We start from the raw sequence: 17,046 nt of genomic DNA on the forward strand, positions 1-17,046 counted from the left end.
TCAAGCAATTTGCTTCATATGCACTCAGCCGCATATCCCTTTTAGGATATCTGCGACCTCGTCTGGTTTGAGAACCTTGCCCATGACTGCCGGCTTTTCGTTGATAACCAGCGCGGGCATGCGCATGACGCCGTAACCGGCGATTTGCGCCATATCGGTCACATATTCCACCTCCGCATTCAGTCCCATACCGGCAACCGCCTGCTTCGTGTTTTCCAGCAGCGTGTGACAGGAAGCGCAGCCGGTGCCCAGCACCTTGATGGAAAGCGTACATGCATCGGTTTCGATGCGCTCTTTTGCACTTTCTGTGGTGCTTGTTTCGGCTGCGTGACAGCCGCACTGACAGGCACAGGCAGGCGCTTTTTCCTCAGAGTTCTTTTTCTTTCCCAAACCGAACAGTCCCATGATAAAAAACCTCCTGAATATAGTGTGTATAGTTTAAATGAGAATAAATACATTTATGATCTTACATCAAAAAATACTGAAAGAAATTAAAGAAATAGCCGACCAGTATGATACCCACGGTACAGATGGCAATAAACACTGCCAACAGTTTGGGCTTTACCGCTTTTTTGAGCATAATGAGGGAAGGCAGACTCAATGTGGTGACTGCCATCATAAAGGAAAGGATGGTGCCAAGTCCGGCTCCTTTGAACAGCAGGCTTTCCGCGACGGGGATGGTGCCGAAGATGTCAGCATACATCGGAATGCCCACTACCGTGGCCAGAATGACCGCAAAAGGATTGCCGCTGCCCAAAATGGTCTCCACCCATGCCTGCGGAATCATATTGTGAATCACCGCGCCGATTGCAACGCCGATAAAAATATAGGGCGCAACCTTCTTGATGGTGCCAAGCAGTTGTTCTTTGGCAAATTCGATCCGATCCTGCCGAGTGAGCGTTCCGTTTTCGGTTTGCATATATGGTGCGTTTTTGATGAAATCCTCTACATAGCGGTCCATCTTCAGCTTTTCCAGCAGCGTTCCTCCGGCAACCGCGATGACCAGACCCAGAATGACATACACAACCGCGATCTTTGCGCCAAAAACGCTCATCAGCAATACCAGTGAGCCGAGATCCACCATTGGGGAGGATATAAGAAAGGAGAAGGTCACGCCTATCGGCAGACCTGCGCTGGTAAAGCCCATGAAAATGGGAATGGATGAACAGGAACAAAAAGGGGTTACCGTACCGAGCAAGGCCGCGGCGGTGTTCGCACCGATGCCGTGGAACCGCCCCAGAATCTGTCGGGTGCGCTCGGGCGGAAAGTAGCTTTGAATATATGAGATACCGAATATCAGTACAGACAGCAGAATAAAAATTTTAATGGTGTCGTACAAAAAGAATTGCAGGCTGCCGCCCGCGAGGCCGTTTGGATTCAGGCCAATGGCTTCCAGACCGTTCCCGATCAAGGTATTGAGCCACTTCATTCCCAGAATTTGATTCTGAAAAAACAGCCAGATGGTACGAAGTGTTTCCATGAAGTATACTCCTTTCACTGGATAAATAGTTCTAAAATTTTCGATTTGATAGTCGGAATAAAAGCCATCGGCTAAACGACGGCTTTTACTTTTTGCAAGCGCAGCCTGTCTGCGGGCAGGTGCTTTTGCGTGTCAGCTCCGCAAGCAGTTGCTTTGCCTTTTCACTGCCTTGGTCGCTGATGGCATAGTGTGTCCATTTGCCTTCTGTGCGGCCGACCACGATGCCGGAATCACATAAGATTTTCATGTGATAGGAAAGTGTGGACTGACTGATTTGCAAATCCTCCAGCAAAACGCAGGCACACTTTTCGCCGCTGCGCAGCAGTTCCAGAATCTGCAGACGGTTGACATCGCAAAATGCTTTGAATACTTTCGCATCCGCTGCGTGATTGCGCATGAAAATCTGCCTCCTCAAATTTAAATTATTCGATTTAAGAAGAGTATATAACTCATATCGAGAAATGTCAATATATTATGCTGTAATTTCATTTGAATAGGCAAAACAGGTGGTCCATGCAAATGGTTATTTATTCGTAAATTTGAAAATATATTCAAAAATTATATGGAAATAATTGAAATTCCGAGGGAAAAATGCTATATTAAAAGACAAGCCTGCCAAAAGGCGGTAAATTTAAAAAAGGGATGAAGTAAATGGATCAGAAATGGCACAAGCGGTTCAGTGCGGTCGCACTGGCTGCGGTGATTGCGGCGAGTACCAGCATTAGTGCAGGCGCCTGCTGCGGTGTGTATGTCGGCAGCGAACAGTCGGCGAACGGGTCGACTTACGTGGGCCGCTCCGAGGATATCGGTAAGCTGTACGATAAAGTATTTGAAGTACGTCCGGCGGCTGACCATGCGGACGGCGAGATGTATGAAGATACATATGGATTCTCCATGCCGTATCCGGCGCACACCTACCGCTATACTGTGATGCGCGACTCGGTGGAGATGGGCGAATCTGTTGTGGATGCGAACGGAAATCTCGTGCGAGAAGCCTACGGCGAAGTCGGTATGAACGAAAACGGCGTTGCGATGAGTGCGACGGTTTCGACGGCAAACAATGAAAAAGCCGAGGCAGCCGATCCGTTGGTAGAGACCGGTATCTGTGAGATCTCCCTCAACTCGGTTGTCCTGATGACGGCGGAGTCCGCACGAGACGGTGTGGAGAAACTGGCCAAGATCATTGACACCTATGGTTCCGGTGAGTGCAACTCGTTTACCATCAGTGATGCCAACGAAGTGTGGGACTTTGAAACGCTGTCCGGTCATCAGTATGTTGCGGTCAAGATGCCGGTGGATAAGGTTTCGGTCAACCCGAACATGGTGGTGATGAACGAGATTGATGTTTCCGATACGGAAAATGTCATTGCGTCGGATGCGTTGATTTCTCTGCCGCTGGAGAATGGTTTTCTGGTTTCTTCGCAGAAGGGCGAGGCAGCCGATGAGAAGATTACCAAAATCGACATCCAGAAAACCTATGGTTCGGAAGATTTCGGCAATGGGCAGTATTTCCGTTACTGGCAGGGTGTTAACTATCTGAATGAAGCGCTGTCGGAAACGGTTTCGGTCGAGCGCGAAGGCGAGGCTGCACCGGAAGGTCCGTTCAATATGCTGTTTGAGGCGGACCATGAGCTGACCACATATGAAGTGCTGCGTCTGCTGGCTTACCGCGGTGAAGGTACGGAATACGCGGCGGATAACAATCCGGAGAATAATCCGAATGGCACTGCTATCGGCAACGAGCGTCAGGCAGAATGTCACATTTTTGAGATTCGCAGCGATATGCCGGAAGCATTGGCAACTGTGCAGTGGCAGGCCATGTCCCGCGCGGACTTCTCGGTTTATCTGCCGTATTACAGCAATCTGCTGACCGATACGTCGGAAATTTTCCAGACCGAGTACAGTACGGATGCAGAAAATATTGAAGAAGTGCTGGACGATGCGGATTTCCCGGCGGAAACCTCCGCTTATTGGGTATTTACCGCCATCAACGACCTGTGTGATAACGACCGCGCGCGTTACGGCACAAATGTCAAGCTGTATTGGGAAAAATACCAGAAAGCACTCATCGAGCAGCAAGCTGCGGTAGATAAAGAGATGGAACGCATTTATGTGGAAAGCCCGGAGCAGGCTGAGAAAACGGCAACGGCGTTGGGTAAAGCGGTTTCGGAAGAGGCGTTTGCAAACGCCAAGAGCATCCTGACTGAGCTGCGCGCCTTCATCGCGCAGGACAAGGCGGGCGAGCTGACCAAGGACGATGTGTTTACCCCCACAGTTTTGACTGAGAACAAGATGCCGACCTACGCCATCGACATGGCAGTCGAAGAGGAAACTGGCTTTGACGACGTTTCGTCCTCTGCGTGGTATGCTGACGCAGTAGAGTACGTGGTCAGCAACGGTGTGATGAACGGTACAGGCGACACCACGTTTGAGCCGGATGCGGCGCTGTCCCGCAGTATGATGGTACAGGTGCTGTACAACATGGAGAACAAGCCTGCGGCTTCGGATGCTGCCTTTATCGATGTGGCGGATAACGCTTGGTATGCGGATGCGGTTGCATGGGCGGCAGAAAATAAGATTGTTAATGGCGTAGAGGAAAATCAGTTTGCACCGGATGATAATATCACTCGTGAGCAGATGGCGGCCATTCTGTATCGCTATGCCCAATATAAGGGTCAGGATGTTTCGGCCCGTGCGGATATGAATGCCTATACGGATTTTGCTGAAATTTCCAGCTATGCCGAGCCAATGCTTGCATGGGCAGTATCGGAAGGTCTGATAACCGGCAGCAGCGATACAACCCTTAGCCCTGCGGGGAATGCCACCCGTGCAGAAGTAGCGGTTGTTTTGATGCGTTACTTACAGCAGATTTCCTGATTCTTTTCGTAGTGAAACAAACCAAGCCGGGCAGCGATATGCTGCCCGGCTTGGTTTTTCTGTTTTGTCTTTTGTCCGGCAATATGGTTTGCGATATTTTGCGGCAGGGCCGTGGGGTACGCAGCAGGAAAAACCGGATTATTCCGAGCAAAGAACCGGCGCAATATGGGAAAAGCCCCATGCCGTCGCATTTGTACGGCATGAGGCTTGGGGGGAAGGGGTGTCTAAGAATGGGGGGAGGATTTTTGCTTTTCCGCTTTCTGTTGGGCTTGTTCGTCAGCCCGTTTGACAACACGGATGCCGATGGTGAGAAATACAGCAGAAACGATTGCAGCTGTCAGCACAAATCCATCCTGTAAAGTAAACAGGAATCGGTCGGCCAGCATAACGGTGACAATCAGTATGCTGCCAAAAGCCTCCAGTTGAAGGCCGCGCTGTCTGGATAACATGAGAACTGCTCCTTTCCCGGTATGTTATTGTACGCCCATAGCGGTAAGAATGATGCGCATGATAACAAGGCTGATTGCTGCATCCAGCAGGCAGATGCCGATTAGAAGCGGATGCCATTTTTTGTTTGAGCCGGTAACCAGTACAATACGGGCATAGTGGCCGATCAGGGTGCCCATCAGAATACAGGCGGGCAGCATCATGGAGGCTTGGCCCAGCGTCAGCGTACCGGCCTGATACATGGAAGCGGCGGTCGCGCAGCCGGAGGCCTTTGCAAAGAACGCGGAAATCAGTACTGCAAAGGCTTCGCCGGGCAGACCGAACAGTCCCATGACAGGGGCCATCACGGTGCCGAGCAGATCCATCAGACCGGTTTCCTGCAAAATGTAAACCAGTACATAGCCGAGAATCATAGCCGGTGTGATGTTTTCAATGCCGACTTTAAAACCTTTGGCACAACCTTTGAGAAAAGTATCGACGATAGATGGCTTCTTCGCCGCGGCCGGAGCCGCCGGAGCGGATGGCTGCGCAACGGATGCCGTTTTAACTTCTGCACTCATTTGGTTATCCTCCCTTTAAGCCTTGTTTCTTTTGGCATGCAGCACCAGACGAACGATATTGGCGCCGATCAGCTTGCAGATAAACATGATAACAATACAGGGTCCAAGCGCAACCGGACAAATGGCAACCAGCGGTGCGCCGCCGGTAATGGTATTGTTGATGCACGCGGAACCGGCATATTGATAGGCCACAAAGATGGTTCGTTCATCGTCGGTAATCTCGCCGTTTTCATATAGTTCGCGGGTCATGACGGCAGCCACATCCGAGCCGGTAAAGCTGGAGATAAACGCAATGCCGCATTTGCCGGGGATGCCCATGAGAGGGCGCAGCAGCGGACGGAATACGATATCGGATGCCTTGAAAGCACCAAGCTGTTCAAATACGCCCAGCAGGCCGCAGAAAAACATGACGGCGGGAATAAGGTTGAAACCGGCCATGAAACCATCCTTGGCGCCGGTACCGCCCGAGCCAATCAGATTAGCACCTGTGTCGCCAATCTGGCCGAATGAGCCGGACAGGTTGGTAAAGTCCAATACCTTAAGCGGGCCGTCCACCGTGCGGAATGCGCCCGACAGAACAAGAATCAGGACAACCAGCGCGATCCATGCGCCAATACCGATTTTTTCCTTGTTTTCTTCGCTTTTTTCTTTCATCTGCGTTTCCTCCTTTGATATCTCTTTTATCCCTTGGTGAAATCATCTTCCAGCGTACATGCGGCACAGGCGGCCAAAATACATCGCTGGAACATGGATTCTACTTCTGCGTATTCATTGGGCGTGTGGTTGCCTTCACCGCGCGCACCCATGCCGCACACTGTGGGAACACCGCATGCGACCGTGATTCCGGAATCAGACAGACCGCCTACCTGGAAACAGTCAATCTCTCCAAAGCCGCAGGACTGCGCGGTCTTTTTCAAATGTCCGAATAACGCCATGACGCCGTCGGTCGTATCCATGCAGTTTATCAGACGACTGATATCCAGCTCCGCCCAAGTATCCGGTACCGTGCTGTTTGCGGTGACCCGTTCCAGCTCGGTCAGGATCTCGTTTTTAATCTCAGTTGTGGGAAAGCGGATGCCAATATGGATAGTACACTGGTCCGGTATTGTGTTCTCTCCCATTCCGCCAGTAATTTTGCCGCAGTTGATAAGGCGGCCGCGAGAAAAGTCGTTATAGGCTTCTAAATCTGCAATTTTGTGTGCAGCTTCCAAAATGGCCGAGCGGCCTTTTTCGGGTGCGATGCCGGAATGTGCAGCGACGCCATGCACGGTGATTGTGACCGGTCCGCCGCCTTTGCGACCGACAACAAAGCGATTGTCCATATAGCCGGTTTCAAAATTGAATGCAGCCAGAGCGCCGACCGCTTCGGAGGCCATCACTTCCTTGGCATTGGAGAACATGTGCAGGTTTTCTTCATCGCCGGCAAAAATGCATTTGATGGGACGGTCGCGGAATCCGGCCTCGGTCAGCGCCTTGATTGCATACACCGCGATTACCAGACCGGCTTTCATATCCAGTACGCCCGGACCGTGTGCAAAGCCGTTTTCATCAATGCGGAAGGGGTATTCCGTTGCAGCGCCTTCCTTAAAAACCGTATCCATATGTCCGATAAACAGCAGCGGTGCTTTGGTGCTTTCGCTGTTCCATTCACCGACCAAGACATCGCCGGCGTTTTCCATCGGAATGACACGTGTTTTGGCGCCTGTACCTTCCAATTCGCGGCGCAGGATGTTGCAAACGGCGGTTACACCATCCAGTTGGCGCGAGCCGCTTTCCGTGTTGACCAATTCTTCCCAAAGGGAAAGCATAGGCTTGCGGTTTCCGTCGATATAACGGCGGATTTGTTCAAAAATTTGTTCCATGGTGGAGTCCTCCTTTTTATCTGCTCACAGCATACGTACCGCGATACCCGCCAGCAAAACCGAGGCGATGGTAACGGTGACGAATCCAGCTGTCAGCATTTTTGGCAGTAAGTAATTGAGTATTGCGGCCTTTTCCTGTTCGTTGCGGCCAAAGGCTTCCGCAACCTCCTGTGGGATCAGCATGGTAGTGGGAAAGCCGAAGGTGCAGCTGATGCCGAGGGAAATCGACAGCGCAAAGGGAATGTGCAGCAGTTTGGCGCAGGCAAAGCCGACAATTACGATGCCGCCGACGCCGCAGATTGCGGAAAGCAGCAGTGCAGGCAAAACGGATACAACCTGCTGCGGCGTTGTGGTGGACAAATTGGAGAAAATCAAAATGGTGACAAAAAAAGTAATCAAAGAACTGGACTTGGTTTTCTCCAAAATTCCTTTCTCCAAAAATCCAGCCGCGAAAAATACAGCGCCCATAATCAGGCAGAGCACATAGTAGTGAATGACGCCGTCGGTCAGTTGGGAAAGGTAGTAGGCGACCAGTGCTGTAAGCCCCAGTTTTGCGAGATAGACGGACGGGCGGGCAAATGCGGGAGGCAAACAGAGAGGACCGCGCTTTTGGGCAGAGGCTTCTCCCTGCTGCGCTTCGCTGTATTCTGCGACCAGCTTGGCATCTTCCCGGAATTGTCGTGCAGTACGGCGCAGCAAGAGCGAAGCGATGGGCACACCGATAAATTTTTGCGTGACATAAAGCACAATGCAGAAGGTACTGGCCTGCGCGAGCCCCATTTCGTCAAGCGCACTGGTCATAATCAGTGTAGCTGCGCTGCCACCGGCGAAAATCGGAGCGCCGGCAATTGCCATGTCGCGGCCAATCAGGGGCATGCCAATCAGAATAATCACAGCCACCGCACCGCAAACACAGAACAGGGCAGTGAGAACCACCTTCCACTGACGGCGCAATTCGGCAAAGTCGATTGTGGTGCCCAGAGAAACGATTAGAAGACCCGCAATCACATTGCCAAAGCCGGTCACCTGTGCATCCTCAATTAAGGAGCGTGGCAGCACGCCGCTCCAGAATCCGGCAAGCAGCAGAAGCGCAATGCCAAGTACTGTAGAAAAAACTGCCTTGGTTCGCTGCGCAATCAGTTCTCCTGCAGCATAGATACATAACAAAACGGTGAGCGCCAGAACCGGTGTCATATCCCTCATCCTTTCTTGGTTTCAGCATACCATGTTACTTTTTTGCCTGTCCAAATCGAAAAAATTATAATGCAGTTATAAATGATACATAATGGCAAAAAATGAGATGATAGGCGGAAGAAAATTGGTATTTTTACACAAAGAAAAAGGCGCTATGTACAAACATAGCGCCTTTGCTTTGATGTTTTAACTATAGCAAGATTGCATTCTGATGTCAACTAAATAATAGTTATAACGCAGTCATAACTATTTCGCATAACAGGTTATAACGACTTTCCTGTTCAATGTACTGCGGCTGGCGACGAATACAGCCCGTTGAGAAGTTCGACAAAGGCCTGCGCCTCCGGGCTGAGCAGCTCTCTTTTTCGCTGCAGCCAGCCGACGTTGATTTTCACATTGCAGTTTCGGATGGGAATGGTCTTAATGCCGTAACGCGCGTAATCCGGCGCGCTCAGCCCCGGGCCGAACCGGAACACATCGGTTGTGCTGAGCAGCGCGAGAATGGCGGCACTATCGCTGACATACACCACTTTTTTATGTTCGGTCAGCCGAACACCGTCGATTTCCAGATAAAAGGTCAGGTTGGAGAAATAGTCGTCCGGAAGTCGTACGATGGGATATTGTAAAAGCTGCTCCATCGTGACCTCATTTTGTACATATAATGGACTGTGCGGGCCGATGTTGGCATACCAGGTATCCTCTCCCAAGGGATTGAAAACCAGGTTTTTGAAGTGCAGCATATGCTTGAGCTCCTTGGCCTGTACGTTGTTGCTCATTACAAATCCAATTTCGGCCTCTCCGCTTTCCACGCTTTCAATTACCTGCTGCATCCGCTGTTCCACCAGTTTTAAGGAGATGTCCTCCTGCTTATGTGCATTGTAAAATTCGCTGATGAGCCGTCCCATGGTGATGATGGGATAGGAAGCAATCGAAAGAATGCGCGGGCGCTCTTTCGAGGATAAGCCCTGAATCAGTTCCATCTGATTGAGGATGGTACGCGCATACTGATACAGCTTTTTTCCTTCATCGGTCAGCACAACGCCTTTATTGGTGCGATTAAAGATGCGCACCTTCAGTTCGTTTTCCAGATTGCTGATGGCTTTGCTCAGATTGGGCTGGGTCACAAACAGTTTTTCCGCAGCTTTGTTGATGCTGCCCTGCTCTGCGACGGTCACAAAATAGGTAAGCTGATGAATCTGCATTGACAAACGCCCCATTTCTCATTGGATAAGAATAGTTTATCACAAAAATAGATTTTTTTCGAGAGCATTCGACATTGCGGATGGAAAGAAAGATGTTGTGCTTGTCATATGGCTGTCCGAGTCGGGCGTTAATGAGGGAGGAAATAGGATTTCGTCGCAGATGTTTGGTTGAGGCAGTTCATACGACGGTTCTGAATTACTCTGAAATTGCAACAGAAGCAGAGAAAGGACTTGCTGCCTGCGGTTTGCAGGCGACAAGTCCTTTGGTACTATATTTAAGTGGAGGGCAGATGCTTAAAGCTGCGGCAGCAGATTGGCAAGTTCGAGCGCAGCGATAGCGGCGTCCGCGCCCTTGTTGCCGGCCTTGGTGCCGGCGCGCTCGATGGCCTGCTCGATGTTTTCGGTGGTCAGTACGCCGAAGGTGGTCGGTACGCCGGTCTGCAGGTTGACCTGCGCTACGCCCTTGGAAACCTCGTTGCAGACATAGTCATAGTGCGAGGTCGAGCCGCGGATAACCGCACCGAGGCAGAGAACGGCGCAGTATTGACCCGATTGCGCGAGCTTGAGCGCTGCAAGCGGGATTTCAAACGCGCCCGGCACCCAGACAAGTGTGATGTCATCGGTGTCTACGCCGTGACGCACGAGCGTGTCCTCTGCGCCGGAGATCAGCTTAGAGACGATGAATTCATTAAAGCGCGATGCAACGATAGCAAATTTACCTTTGCCGGCAACCAGTTTTCCTTCAAGTACTTTCATTTTTTCTTCCTCCCATGACGTTATAGATTATGATTACAGCATGTGCTTGAACAGATGGCCCATCTTAATCTGCTTGGTGCGCAGATAGAACGCATCATCTTCCTGCGGGTCAATCTCGATCGGGACACGTTCGACGATTTCCACGCCGAAGCCGTCCAGACCATAGATTTTTTCCGGGTTATTGGTCAACAGACGCAGCTCCTTTGCGCCAAGGTCCTGCAAAATCTGTGCGCCGATCCAGTATTCGCGCAGGTCGGGTGCAAAGCCGAGTTTGACGTTGGCTTCGACGGTATCCCAGCCCTGTTCCTGTAGCTCGTATGCCTTGAGCTTGTTGATAAGACCGATGCCGCGGCCCTCCTGCCGCATATAGAGCAGCACGCCGCGTCCTTCGCGATCGATTTGCTGCATGGCGGCTGCAAGCTGCTGGCCGCAGTCGCAGCGGCGAGAGCCGAACACGTCGCCTGTCAGGCATTCCGAATGCACACGGCACAACAGGTTTTTGCCGTCTCCGATGTCTCCCTTGACCAGTGCCACATGATGCTCGCCGGTCAGGTCGTTGATGTAACCGTAAATCTGGAACTCACCGAAGCGGGTCGGCAGCTTGGCGCAGGCCTCACGCACGACATGTTTGTCGTGGCGGCGGCAGTAATCCTGCAGCGCTTTGATTGTGATGACCTTAAGCCCCCACTTCGCCGCATGTTCAAGCAGCTCAGTTGTGCGCATCATCGTGCCGTCGTCGCGCATGATTTCGCAGCACAGGCCGCATTCTTCCAGCCCCGCCAGTCGGCACAGGTCAACGGTTGCCTCGGTGTGTCCGTTGCGGGTAAGCACGCCACCATAGCGTGATACCAACGGAAAGACATGGCCGGGACGACGCAGATCTGACGGTTTGGAGTTGGGATCGGCGCACATGCGGCAGGTGTAGCCGCGCTCCTCTGCAGAAATGCCAGTGGTGGTTTCCACATGGTCTACCGAGACGGTGAATGCAGTCTGATGGTTGTCGGTGTTGACCTTGACCATTTGTTCCAGCCCCAGCCGCTGCGCCACGGCTTCGCTCATCGGCGTGCAGATTAGGCCCTTGGCATATGTCGCCATAAAGTTGACATTCTCAGTAGTGGCGAACTGGGCGGCGCAAATCATGTCGCCTTCGTTTTCACGGTCGGGGTCGTCGATGGAGATGATGATGCGGCCGGCGCGCAGTTCATCCAGCGCCTCTTCGACCGTGCAATATTGCTGTTTCATATGGATTGTCCTCCTTTTATTTTTTTTTAGAACCCATGTTGGGCCAGAAATTCCATAGTGATACTGCTTGAAGCGGATTTTTCAGCCGGTGAATACGGTGTAAGCAGCTTTTCGACATATTTTCCGATAACGTCGCACTCCAGATTGACCGTCTCACCCGGCTTTTTGTCCAGCAGGATGGTCTGCGCGCCTGTGTGTGGGATGATGGATACCGAAAAACCGGTCTGGTCCACCGCCGCAACCGTCAGACTTACGCCGTCAATTGCAATCGAGCCTTTTTCCACGATATATCGCAGCAGGGAAGCGGAGGTGTGCACAGTCACCCAAACCGCGTTGTCCTCGCGCTTTTGGGATGCAATTGTGCCGGTGCCGTCGATGTGACCGGAAACAATGTGTCCGCCGAAGCGACCGTTCAGGGGCATGGCGCGCTCAAGATTGACCGGTGAGCCGCTTTGCAGTGCGCCGAGGCTAGAGCGCCGCAGCGACTCGGCCATGACGTCTGCGCTGAAGCTGTCCGCCGTCATCGCGACAACGGTCAGACACACGCCGTTGGTGGCGATGCTGTCGCCGAGCTTGGTGCCTTCCAGCACGGTTTTCGCCGCGATGGTGAGTCTTGCGCCCGCGGCGCCGCGCTCGATACGGCGTACGGTGCCGATTTCCTCAATGATACCGGTAAACATATTACAGCACCCCCTCGAGCAGGAAGTCCGCACCCAGCGGCGTGACAGTTGCGTTTTTGAGTGTCAAAGCGTCTGACATATGGGCGAAACCTGTGCCGCCGAGCGGGGTTTTGGCGGTACTGCCGCCAATCAGTTTGGGTGCGATATAAGCCTGCACTTTATGGACGATACCTGCCTCAAGCGCTGCAAACGCCAGCTCTGCGCCTCCTTCAAGCAGGATGCTGTCCAGACCGCGCGCAGCAAGCTGATGCATCAGGTCGTTCAAGTCCACTTTGCCGTTTTGTGCCTTGCACAGCAATAGGTGTGCGCCTGCTTTTTTGAGTGCCGTGGCGCGTTCGTTCCATTCGGTCACGGCGATGACCGTGTCGGTGTCGTGCGCGGTGCGAATGAGTTGGGAGTCCAGCGGCGTGCGCGCGTGACTGTCACAGACAATGCGGCATGGGTTGTGTCCGTCCTCGATGCGGCAGGTGAGCAATGGGTCGTCTGCCAGCACGGTGCCGACGCCAACCATGATGCCGGATAGGCGTGCGCGTGTCTCGTGCACGTGACGGCGGGCGGCTTCGCCCGTTACCCAGCGGCTGTCGCCGGTGTACGCGGCAATCTTGCCGTCCAGCGTCATAGCATATTTGAGTACAACATACGGGGTTTTGTTTGTGATGAAGTGAAAGAATACCTCGTTGAGCTGGCGGCACTCGTTCTCACAGATGCCGGTTTCGACCGGAATGCCTGCATCCCGCAGAATCTGTGCTCCCTTGCCGGCAACAAGCGGGTTTGCGTCCAGACACCCGACGAATACACGACCGATGCGCTTTTCGAGAATGGCTTCTGTGCAGGGAGGGGTGCGGCCCCAGTGGCAGCATGGCTCAAGCGTAACGTATAAGTCTGCGCCTGCCGGGTCCTCCGTGCAGTTTTTCAGCGCGTTGCGTTCAGCGTGCAGGCCGCCGCAGTATTCATGCCAGCCTTCGCCGATGATGCGTCCGTCTTTAACGATGACGCAGCCGACCATTGGGTTAGGGCTGACGTGTCCTGCGCCGCGTTTGGCCAGTTCAAGTGCGCGGCGCATATAAGATTCCGTTTGGTTTTGCAATCGGATCACCTCGCCAAAACAGCCTGTTACGGGCTGTAAAATGAAAAATCGCCCCGAAAGCAGATGCTTCGGGGCGAAACGTCATAAAAATAAAAAATCTGAAACACAAAATGTGTTTCAGAACAGCAAACAAGCGAAAACGGAACAAAATCCGTTTTTCGCGCATTCTTCTTTCATCCAGACTATACTGTCGGCTTCGGAGTTTCACCGAATCATGCATTCGCTTTGAAAAAGCGTCCGCTCGCGGGCTGTACCGCCGGTAGGGAATTGCACCCTGCCCTGAAGAATCCTGATATTCGGTTTTAGCACAGCAGTTAAATGCTTTGCTGAACACAGTATATACCCGCAAGAACAAGAATGCAAGCATTTTATGAAAAAATATGCAGAGGCGGCCTTGGCCGCCCCTGCATTTGGGAAGAGTATAAAGAAAAGAGAAAAGAATGTGGCTTATCTACATTTTTATCATAGCGTAGTCACATCAAATCCGGAGCAAAAGAAAATCAAATTTGTGCAAAAAAACAGAACAAGGGCAGGGAGCCGGTAAACCGGAAAAGAACGCTTGTGAGACAGGCGGGAACGTGCTATAATATTTCCATATTGCTATTATGGAACAGATAAGGAGCTTTCGGGGTGAAAAATCGCGAGCAAATTCGTAATTTTTCCATTATTGCGCACATCGACCACGGTAAGTCCACGCTTGCCGACCGCCTGCTTGAGCAGTGCAAAGCGGTATCTCAGCGCGAGATGGAGGAGCAGTTACTCGACAATATGGATCTGGAGCGCGAACGCGGCATCACGATTAAGGCGCGCGCCGTGCGTATGGAATATGAGGCGGACGACGGCAAAACCTATGAGATGAATCTCATCGACACGCCGGGGCATGTTGACTTCAATTACGAGGTCTCTCGTTCGCTGGCTGCGTGCGAGGGTGCGCTGCTGGTTGTGGATGCGGCGCAGGGCATCGAGGCGCAGACGTTGGGCAACACCTATCTTGCGATTGACGCGGGGTTGGAGGTTGTGCCGGTTATCAATAAGATTGACCTGCCGGCTGCGGACGCGCCGCGCGTCAAGCAGGAGATTGAGGATATCATCGGCATCCCGGCTGAGGACAGCCCGGAGATTTCCGCCAAAATGAATATTAACATTCATTCCGTGCTTGAGCGCATCGTGTCGGACATCCCCGCGCCGACGGGCGATCCGGATGCACCGCTGCGCGCACTGATATTTGACAGCCAGTACGACCCTTATAAAGGCGTTATCGTCTATATGCGCCTGATGGAGGGCTGTATCCGTCCGGGGATGAAGGTCAAAATGATGGCGACCGGCGCGACGTTTCAGGTGCTCGAATGCGGCTACATGCTGCCGCTCGGGCTATCCCCGCAGCAGGAGCTGTGCGCGGGTGAGGTCGGTTACTTTACCGCATCCATCAAGACCGTATCCGACACTCGCGTCGGCGACACGGTCACCGAGGCTGAACGCCCGACGGCGGAGGCCCTACCGGGTTATCGTCCCGCGCGGCCGATGGTGTTCTGCGGTATTTACACCGAGGATGGTTCCAAATACCCCGATCTGCGCGATGCACTGGAGAAATTGCAGCTCAACGATGCGGCGCTGTCCTTCGAGCCGGAAAGCTCGGTAGCGCTGGGCTTCGGTTTCCGCTGCGGGTTCCTCGGCATGCTGCACATGGAGGTCATTCAGGAGCGACTGGAGCGTGAGTTCGACCTCGATTTGGTCACGACGCTGCCGAGCGTGGTCTATGAAATTGTCAAGACCGACGGCACGGTTGTCCAGTGCGACAACCCGCATGATTATCCCGATCCGGGTCTCATTGAGGAGGCGCGTGAGCCGTTTGTCAAGGCGACCATCATGACGCCGCAGGAATATGTCGGCAACATCATGCCGATGTGTCAGGAGCGGCGCGGCATATTTAAAGACATGCAGTATCTGGATGCCAATCTGGTAGAGCTGCACTATGAAATGCCGATAAACGAAATTATTTACGACTTTTTTGACGCGCTCAAGGCACGCACTCGCGGCTACGCTTCGCTGGACTACGAGTTTCTTGATTACCGGCCGAGCGACTTGGTCAAGGTGGATATGCTGCTCAACGGTGACCAGGTGGACGCACTTTCGTTTATTGTGCACCGCGAAAAGGCTTACGGCCGTGCGCGCCGTATCTGCGAAAAACTCAAGGAGAATATCCCGCGTCAGCTGTTCGAAGTGCCGATTCAGGCGGCAATCGGCGGAAAGGTCATCGCGCGAGAGACAGTCAAGGCGATGCGCAAGGATGTGCTGGCCAAGTGCTACGGCGGCGACATCACGCGCAAGAAAAAACTGCTGGAAAAACAAAAGGAAGGCAAGAAGAAGATGCGTTCGCTCGGCACGGTGCAGATTCCGACCGAAGCGTTCATGGCGGTCTTGAAGCTGGATGAGGAATCATGAGCAAATTCAGTTATAATAATCGGCCTTTGGGGCTGTATCTGCACATTCCGTTTTGTGTAAAAAAGTGTGCTTACTGCGATTTTTATTCCGTGACAGACGTGGATCTGATGAAAAACTACGTTTCGGCGCTGTTAATGCACATTCGTGAATACGGGAAAACGTGCAGCGGTTATACGGTGGACACCGTGTACGTCGGCGGCGGCACGCCGTCCTGTTTGGGACCGAAGTATCTTGGCCGCATCCTGCAGGAGGTGCGCAACAAATTTCCGCTTGCGGATGACGCGGAGATTACGGTCGAGTGCAATCCGGAAAGCACGGATAAAAAGGTGCTTGACGCGATGAAAAAACATGGCGTCAACCGCCTGTCCTTCGGTGTGCAGTCCGCGCAGGAGGACGAGCTCAAACGCATCGGACGTATCCATACGTTTGAGCAAGCCAAAGCTGCGGTGGATTTGGCGCGAGAGAAGGGCTTCGATAATATCAGCCTTGATCTGATGTACGGTCTGCCGGGCCAAACGCAGGAAAAATTCCTCGACTCGGTTGAGCAGTGTCTGGCGCTTGGGCCTAAGCACTTGTCGTGCTACGGCCTGAAGCTCGAGCCAGCCACCCCGATGGGGCGCGAAAACCCCGTTTTGCCGGACGACGACGCACAGGCAGATACTTATCTTGCCATGTGTGATCTGCTGCGCAAGAACGGGTTTGAGCATTACGAAATTTCAAATTTTGCCAAGCCCGGCTTTCGTTCGCGGCACAATGCAAAGTACTGGGATTTATCCGAGTACCTGGGTCTTGGGCCGGGGGCGCATTCGTTCATGAACGGCCGCCGGTTCGAGTTTGCAAGGGATATCAAGGCATACATAAACGGTGAGGATATCCTGCGGGATGAGGACGAGGTGCCAACCTTCCAACGGCAGGGCGAATACCTGATGGTGCGCCTTCGCACGGCAGAAGGTGTGGATTTCATTGATCTGGAAAAACGGTATAACATCGACTCAACACCGTATGAGGAAGCGTTTCGCAGCCTGATGGGGCAGGAATTAGTTGCTCATCAGGGTACCCGCTGGTATCTGACCGAAAAGGGCTTTCTGGTGTCCAACAGCATCATCAATACCATCGTTGAGGCGGGGCAGGAGCAGATGGAATCGTCTGCGCCGCCGGTGTTCCGGTAAAAGACCGGCTGATAGTTTGTTATTCCAAAAAAATATATAAATCGGAGG

General features: G+C 52.7%; 17 protein-coding genes and 1 riboswitch. Of the genes, 4 read left to right on the top strand and 13 right to left on the bottom strand.

Annotated features, from left to right (window positions below; translation table 11 throughout):
* Nucleotides 1-24 precede the first annotated feature (24 nt).
* The 3 genes from ACESSO_RS08675 to ACESSO_RS08685 all read right to left on the bottom strand — a co-directional run bounded on the left by ACESSO_RS08675 (nt 25) and on the right by ACESSO_RS08685 (nt 1,877).
* Nucleotides 25-405 (bottom strand): thioredoxin family protein, encoded by a 381-nt coding sequence (locus tag ACESSO_RS08675; protein WP_373164657.1) that lies wholly within the window; start codon nt 403-405, stop codon nt 25-27.
* A 61-nt stretch (nt 406-466) separates the two neighbouring features.
* Nucleotides 467-1,480, bottom strand: a complete 1,014-nt coding sequence (locus tag ACESSO_RS08680; protein ID WP_373164658.1) for a permease — start codon at nt 1,478-1,480, stop codon at nt 467-469.
* 85 nt (nt 1,481-1,565) lie between these two features.
* Nucleotides 1,566-1,877, bottom strand: a complete 312-nt coding sequence (locus ACESSO_RS08685) for an ArsR/SmtB family transcription factor (protein WP_373164659.1) — start codon at nt 1,875-1,877, stop codon at nt 1,566-1,568.
* Between the two features lie 254 nt (nt 1,878-2,131).
* Here ACESSO_RS08685 and ACESSO_RS08690 point away from each other — a divergent pair, with 254 nt between their 5' ends.
* On the top strand, nt 2,132-4,357 hold the full coding sequence (locus tag ACESSO_RS08690) for a C69 family dipeptidase (RefSeq protein ID WP_373164660.1): 2,226 nt from the start codon (nt 2,132-2,134) through the stop codon (nt 4,355-4,357).
* Between the two features lie 224 nt (nt 4,358-4,581).
* Here the strand turns inward: ACESSO_RS08690 and ACESSO_RS08695 are convergent, their stop codons facing one another.
* The 10 genes from ACESSO_RS08695 to ribD form a co-directional block, all read right to left on the bottom strand.
* Nucleotides 4,582-4,806, bottom strand: a complete 225-nt coding sequence (locus tag ACESSO_RS08695) for a hypothetical protein (protein WP_373164661.1) — start codon at nt 4,804-4,806, stop codon at nt 4,582-4,584.
* Nucleotides 4,807-4,830: 24 nt separating this feature from the next.
* The gene (locus ACESSO_RS08700) at nt 4,831-5,364 is read right to left on the bottom strand and encodes a nucleoside recognition domain-containing protein (protein ID WP_373164662.1); all 534 of its coding nucleotides are present in this window, start codon (nt 5,362-5,364) and stop codon (nt 4,831-4,833) included.
* Nucleotides 5,365-5,379: 15 nt separating this feature from the next.
* Nucleotides 5,380-6,018 carry a nucleoside recognition domain-containing protein gene (locus ACESSO_RS08705; protein ID WP_373164663.1) on the bottom strand — a complete coding sequence of 213 codons (639 nt, stop codon included), beginning with the start codon at nt 6,016-6,018 and terminating at the stop codon, nt 5,380-5,382.
* Nucleotides 6,019-6,044: 26 nt separating this feature from the next.
* Nucleotides 6,045-7,226, bottom strand: a complete 1,182-nt coding sequence (locus tag ACESSO_RS08710) for a M20 family metallopeptidase (protein WP_373164664.1) — start codon at nt 7,224-7,226, stop codon at nt 6,045-6,047.
* Nucleotides 7,227-7,250: 24 nt separating this feature from the next.
* Nucleotides 7,251-8,420: a hypothetical protein gene (locus ACESSO_RS08715; protein WP_373164665.1), complete on the bottom strand. Its 1,170-nt coding sequence runs from the start codon at nt 8,418-8,420 to the stop codon at nt 7,251-7,253.
* Nucleotides 8,421-8,701: 281 nt separating this feature from the next.
* Complete coding sequence (locus tag ACESSO_RS08720; RefSeq protein ID WP_373164666.1) at nt 8,702-9,622, bottom strand: LysR family transcriptional regulator; 921 nt, start codon at nt 9,620-9,622, stop codon at nt 8,702-8,704.
* Between the two features lie 294 nt (nt 9,623-9,916).
* Nucleotides 9,917-10,378, bottom strand: a complete 462-nt coding sequence (ribE, locus tag ACESSO_RS08725; protein WP_373164667.1) for a 6,7-dimethyl-8-ribityllumazine synthase — start codon at nt 10,376-10,378, stop codon at nt 9,917-9,919.
* Between the two features lie 33 nt (nt 10,379-10,411).
* Complete coding sequence (locus ACESSO_RS08730) at nt 10,412-11,620, bottom strand: bifunctional 3,4-dihydroxy-2-butanone-4-phosphate synthase/GTP cyclohydrolase II (protein WP_373164668.1); 1,209 nt, start codon at nt 11,618-11,620, stop codon at nt 10,412-10,414.
* Nucleotides 11,621-11,646: 26 nt separating this feature from the next.
* Nucleotides 11,647-12,300, bottom strand: coding sequence for a riboflavin synthase (locus ACESSO_RS08735; RefSeq protein ID WP_373164669.1), 654 nt, complete (start codon nt 12,298-12,300; stop codon nt 11,647-11,649).
* A 1-nt stretch (nt 12,301) separates the two neighbouring features.
* A complete protein-coding gene (gene ribD / locus ACESSO_RS08740) occupies nt 12,302-13,363 on the bottom strand; it encodes a bifunctional diaminohydroxyphosphoribosylaminopyrimidine deaminase/5-amino-6-(5-phosphoribosylamino)uracil reductase RibD (protein WP_373164670.1) in 1,062 nt (353 codons plus the stop codon).
* A gap of 185 nt (nt 13,364-13,548) precedes the next feature.
* Nucleotides 13,549-13,678: riboswitch (FMN riboswitch) on the bottom strand.
* A gap of 79 nt (nt 13,679-13,757) precedes the next feature.
* On the opposite strand from ribD, the gene ACESSO_RS08745 reads away from it, so the two are divergent.
* The 3 genes from ACESSO_RS08745 to hemW all read left to right on the top strand — a co-directional run bounded on the left by ACESSO_RS08745 (nt 13,758) and on the right by hemW (nt 16,998).
* The gene (locus ACESSO_RS08745) at nt 13,758-13,931 is read left to right on the top strand and encodes a hypothetical protein (RefSeq protein WP_373164671.1); all 174 of its coding nucleotides are present in this window, start codon (nt 13,758-13,760) and stop codon (nt 13,929-13,931) included.
* A gap of 86 nt (nt 13,932-14,017) precedes the next feature.
* Nucleotides 14,018-15,829, top strand: a complete 1,812-nt coding sequence (gene lepA, locus ACESSO_RS08750) for a translation elongation factor 4 (RefSeq protein WP_373164672.1) — start codon at nt 14,018-14,020, stop codon at nt 15,827-15,829.
* The gene (gene hemW / locus ACESSO_RS08755) at nt 15,826-16,998 is read left to right on the top strand and encodes a radical SAM family heme chaperone HemW (protein WP_373164673.1); all 1,173 of its coding nucleotides are present in this window, start codon (nt 15,826-15,828) and stop codon (nt 16,996-16,998) included. Before lepA ends, hemW begins: the two co-directional genes overlap by 4 nt.
* The last annotated feature ends 48 nt before the right edge of the window (nt 16,999-17,046 follow it).

Source organism: Agathobaculum sp. Marseille-P7918 (assembly GCF_964248325.1).
GTDB lineage: Bacteria > Bacillota > Clostridia > Oscillospirales > Butyricicoccaceae > Agathobaculum.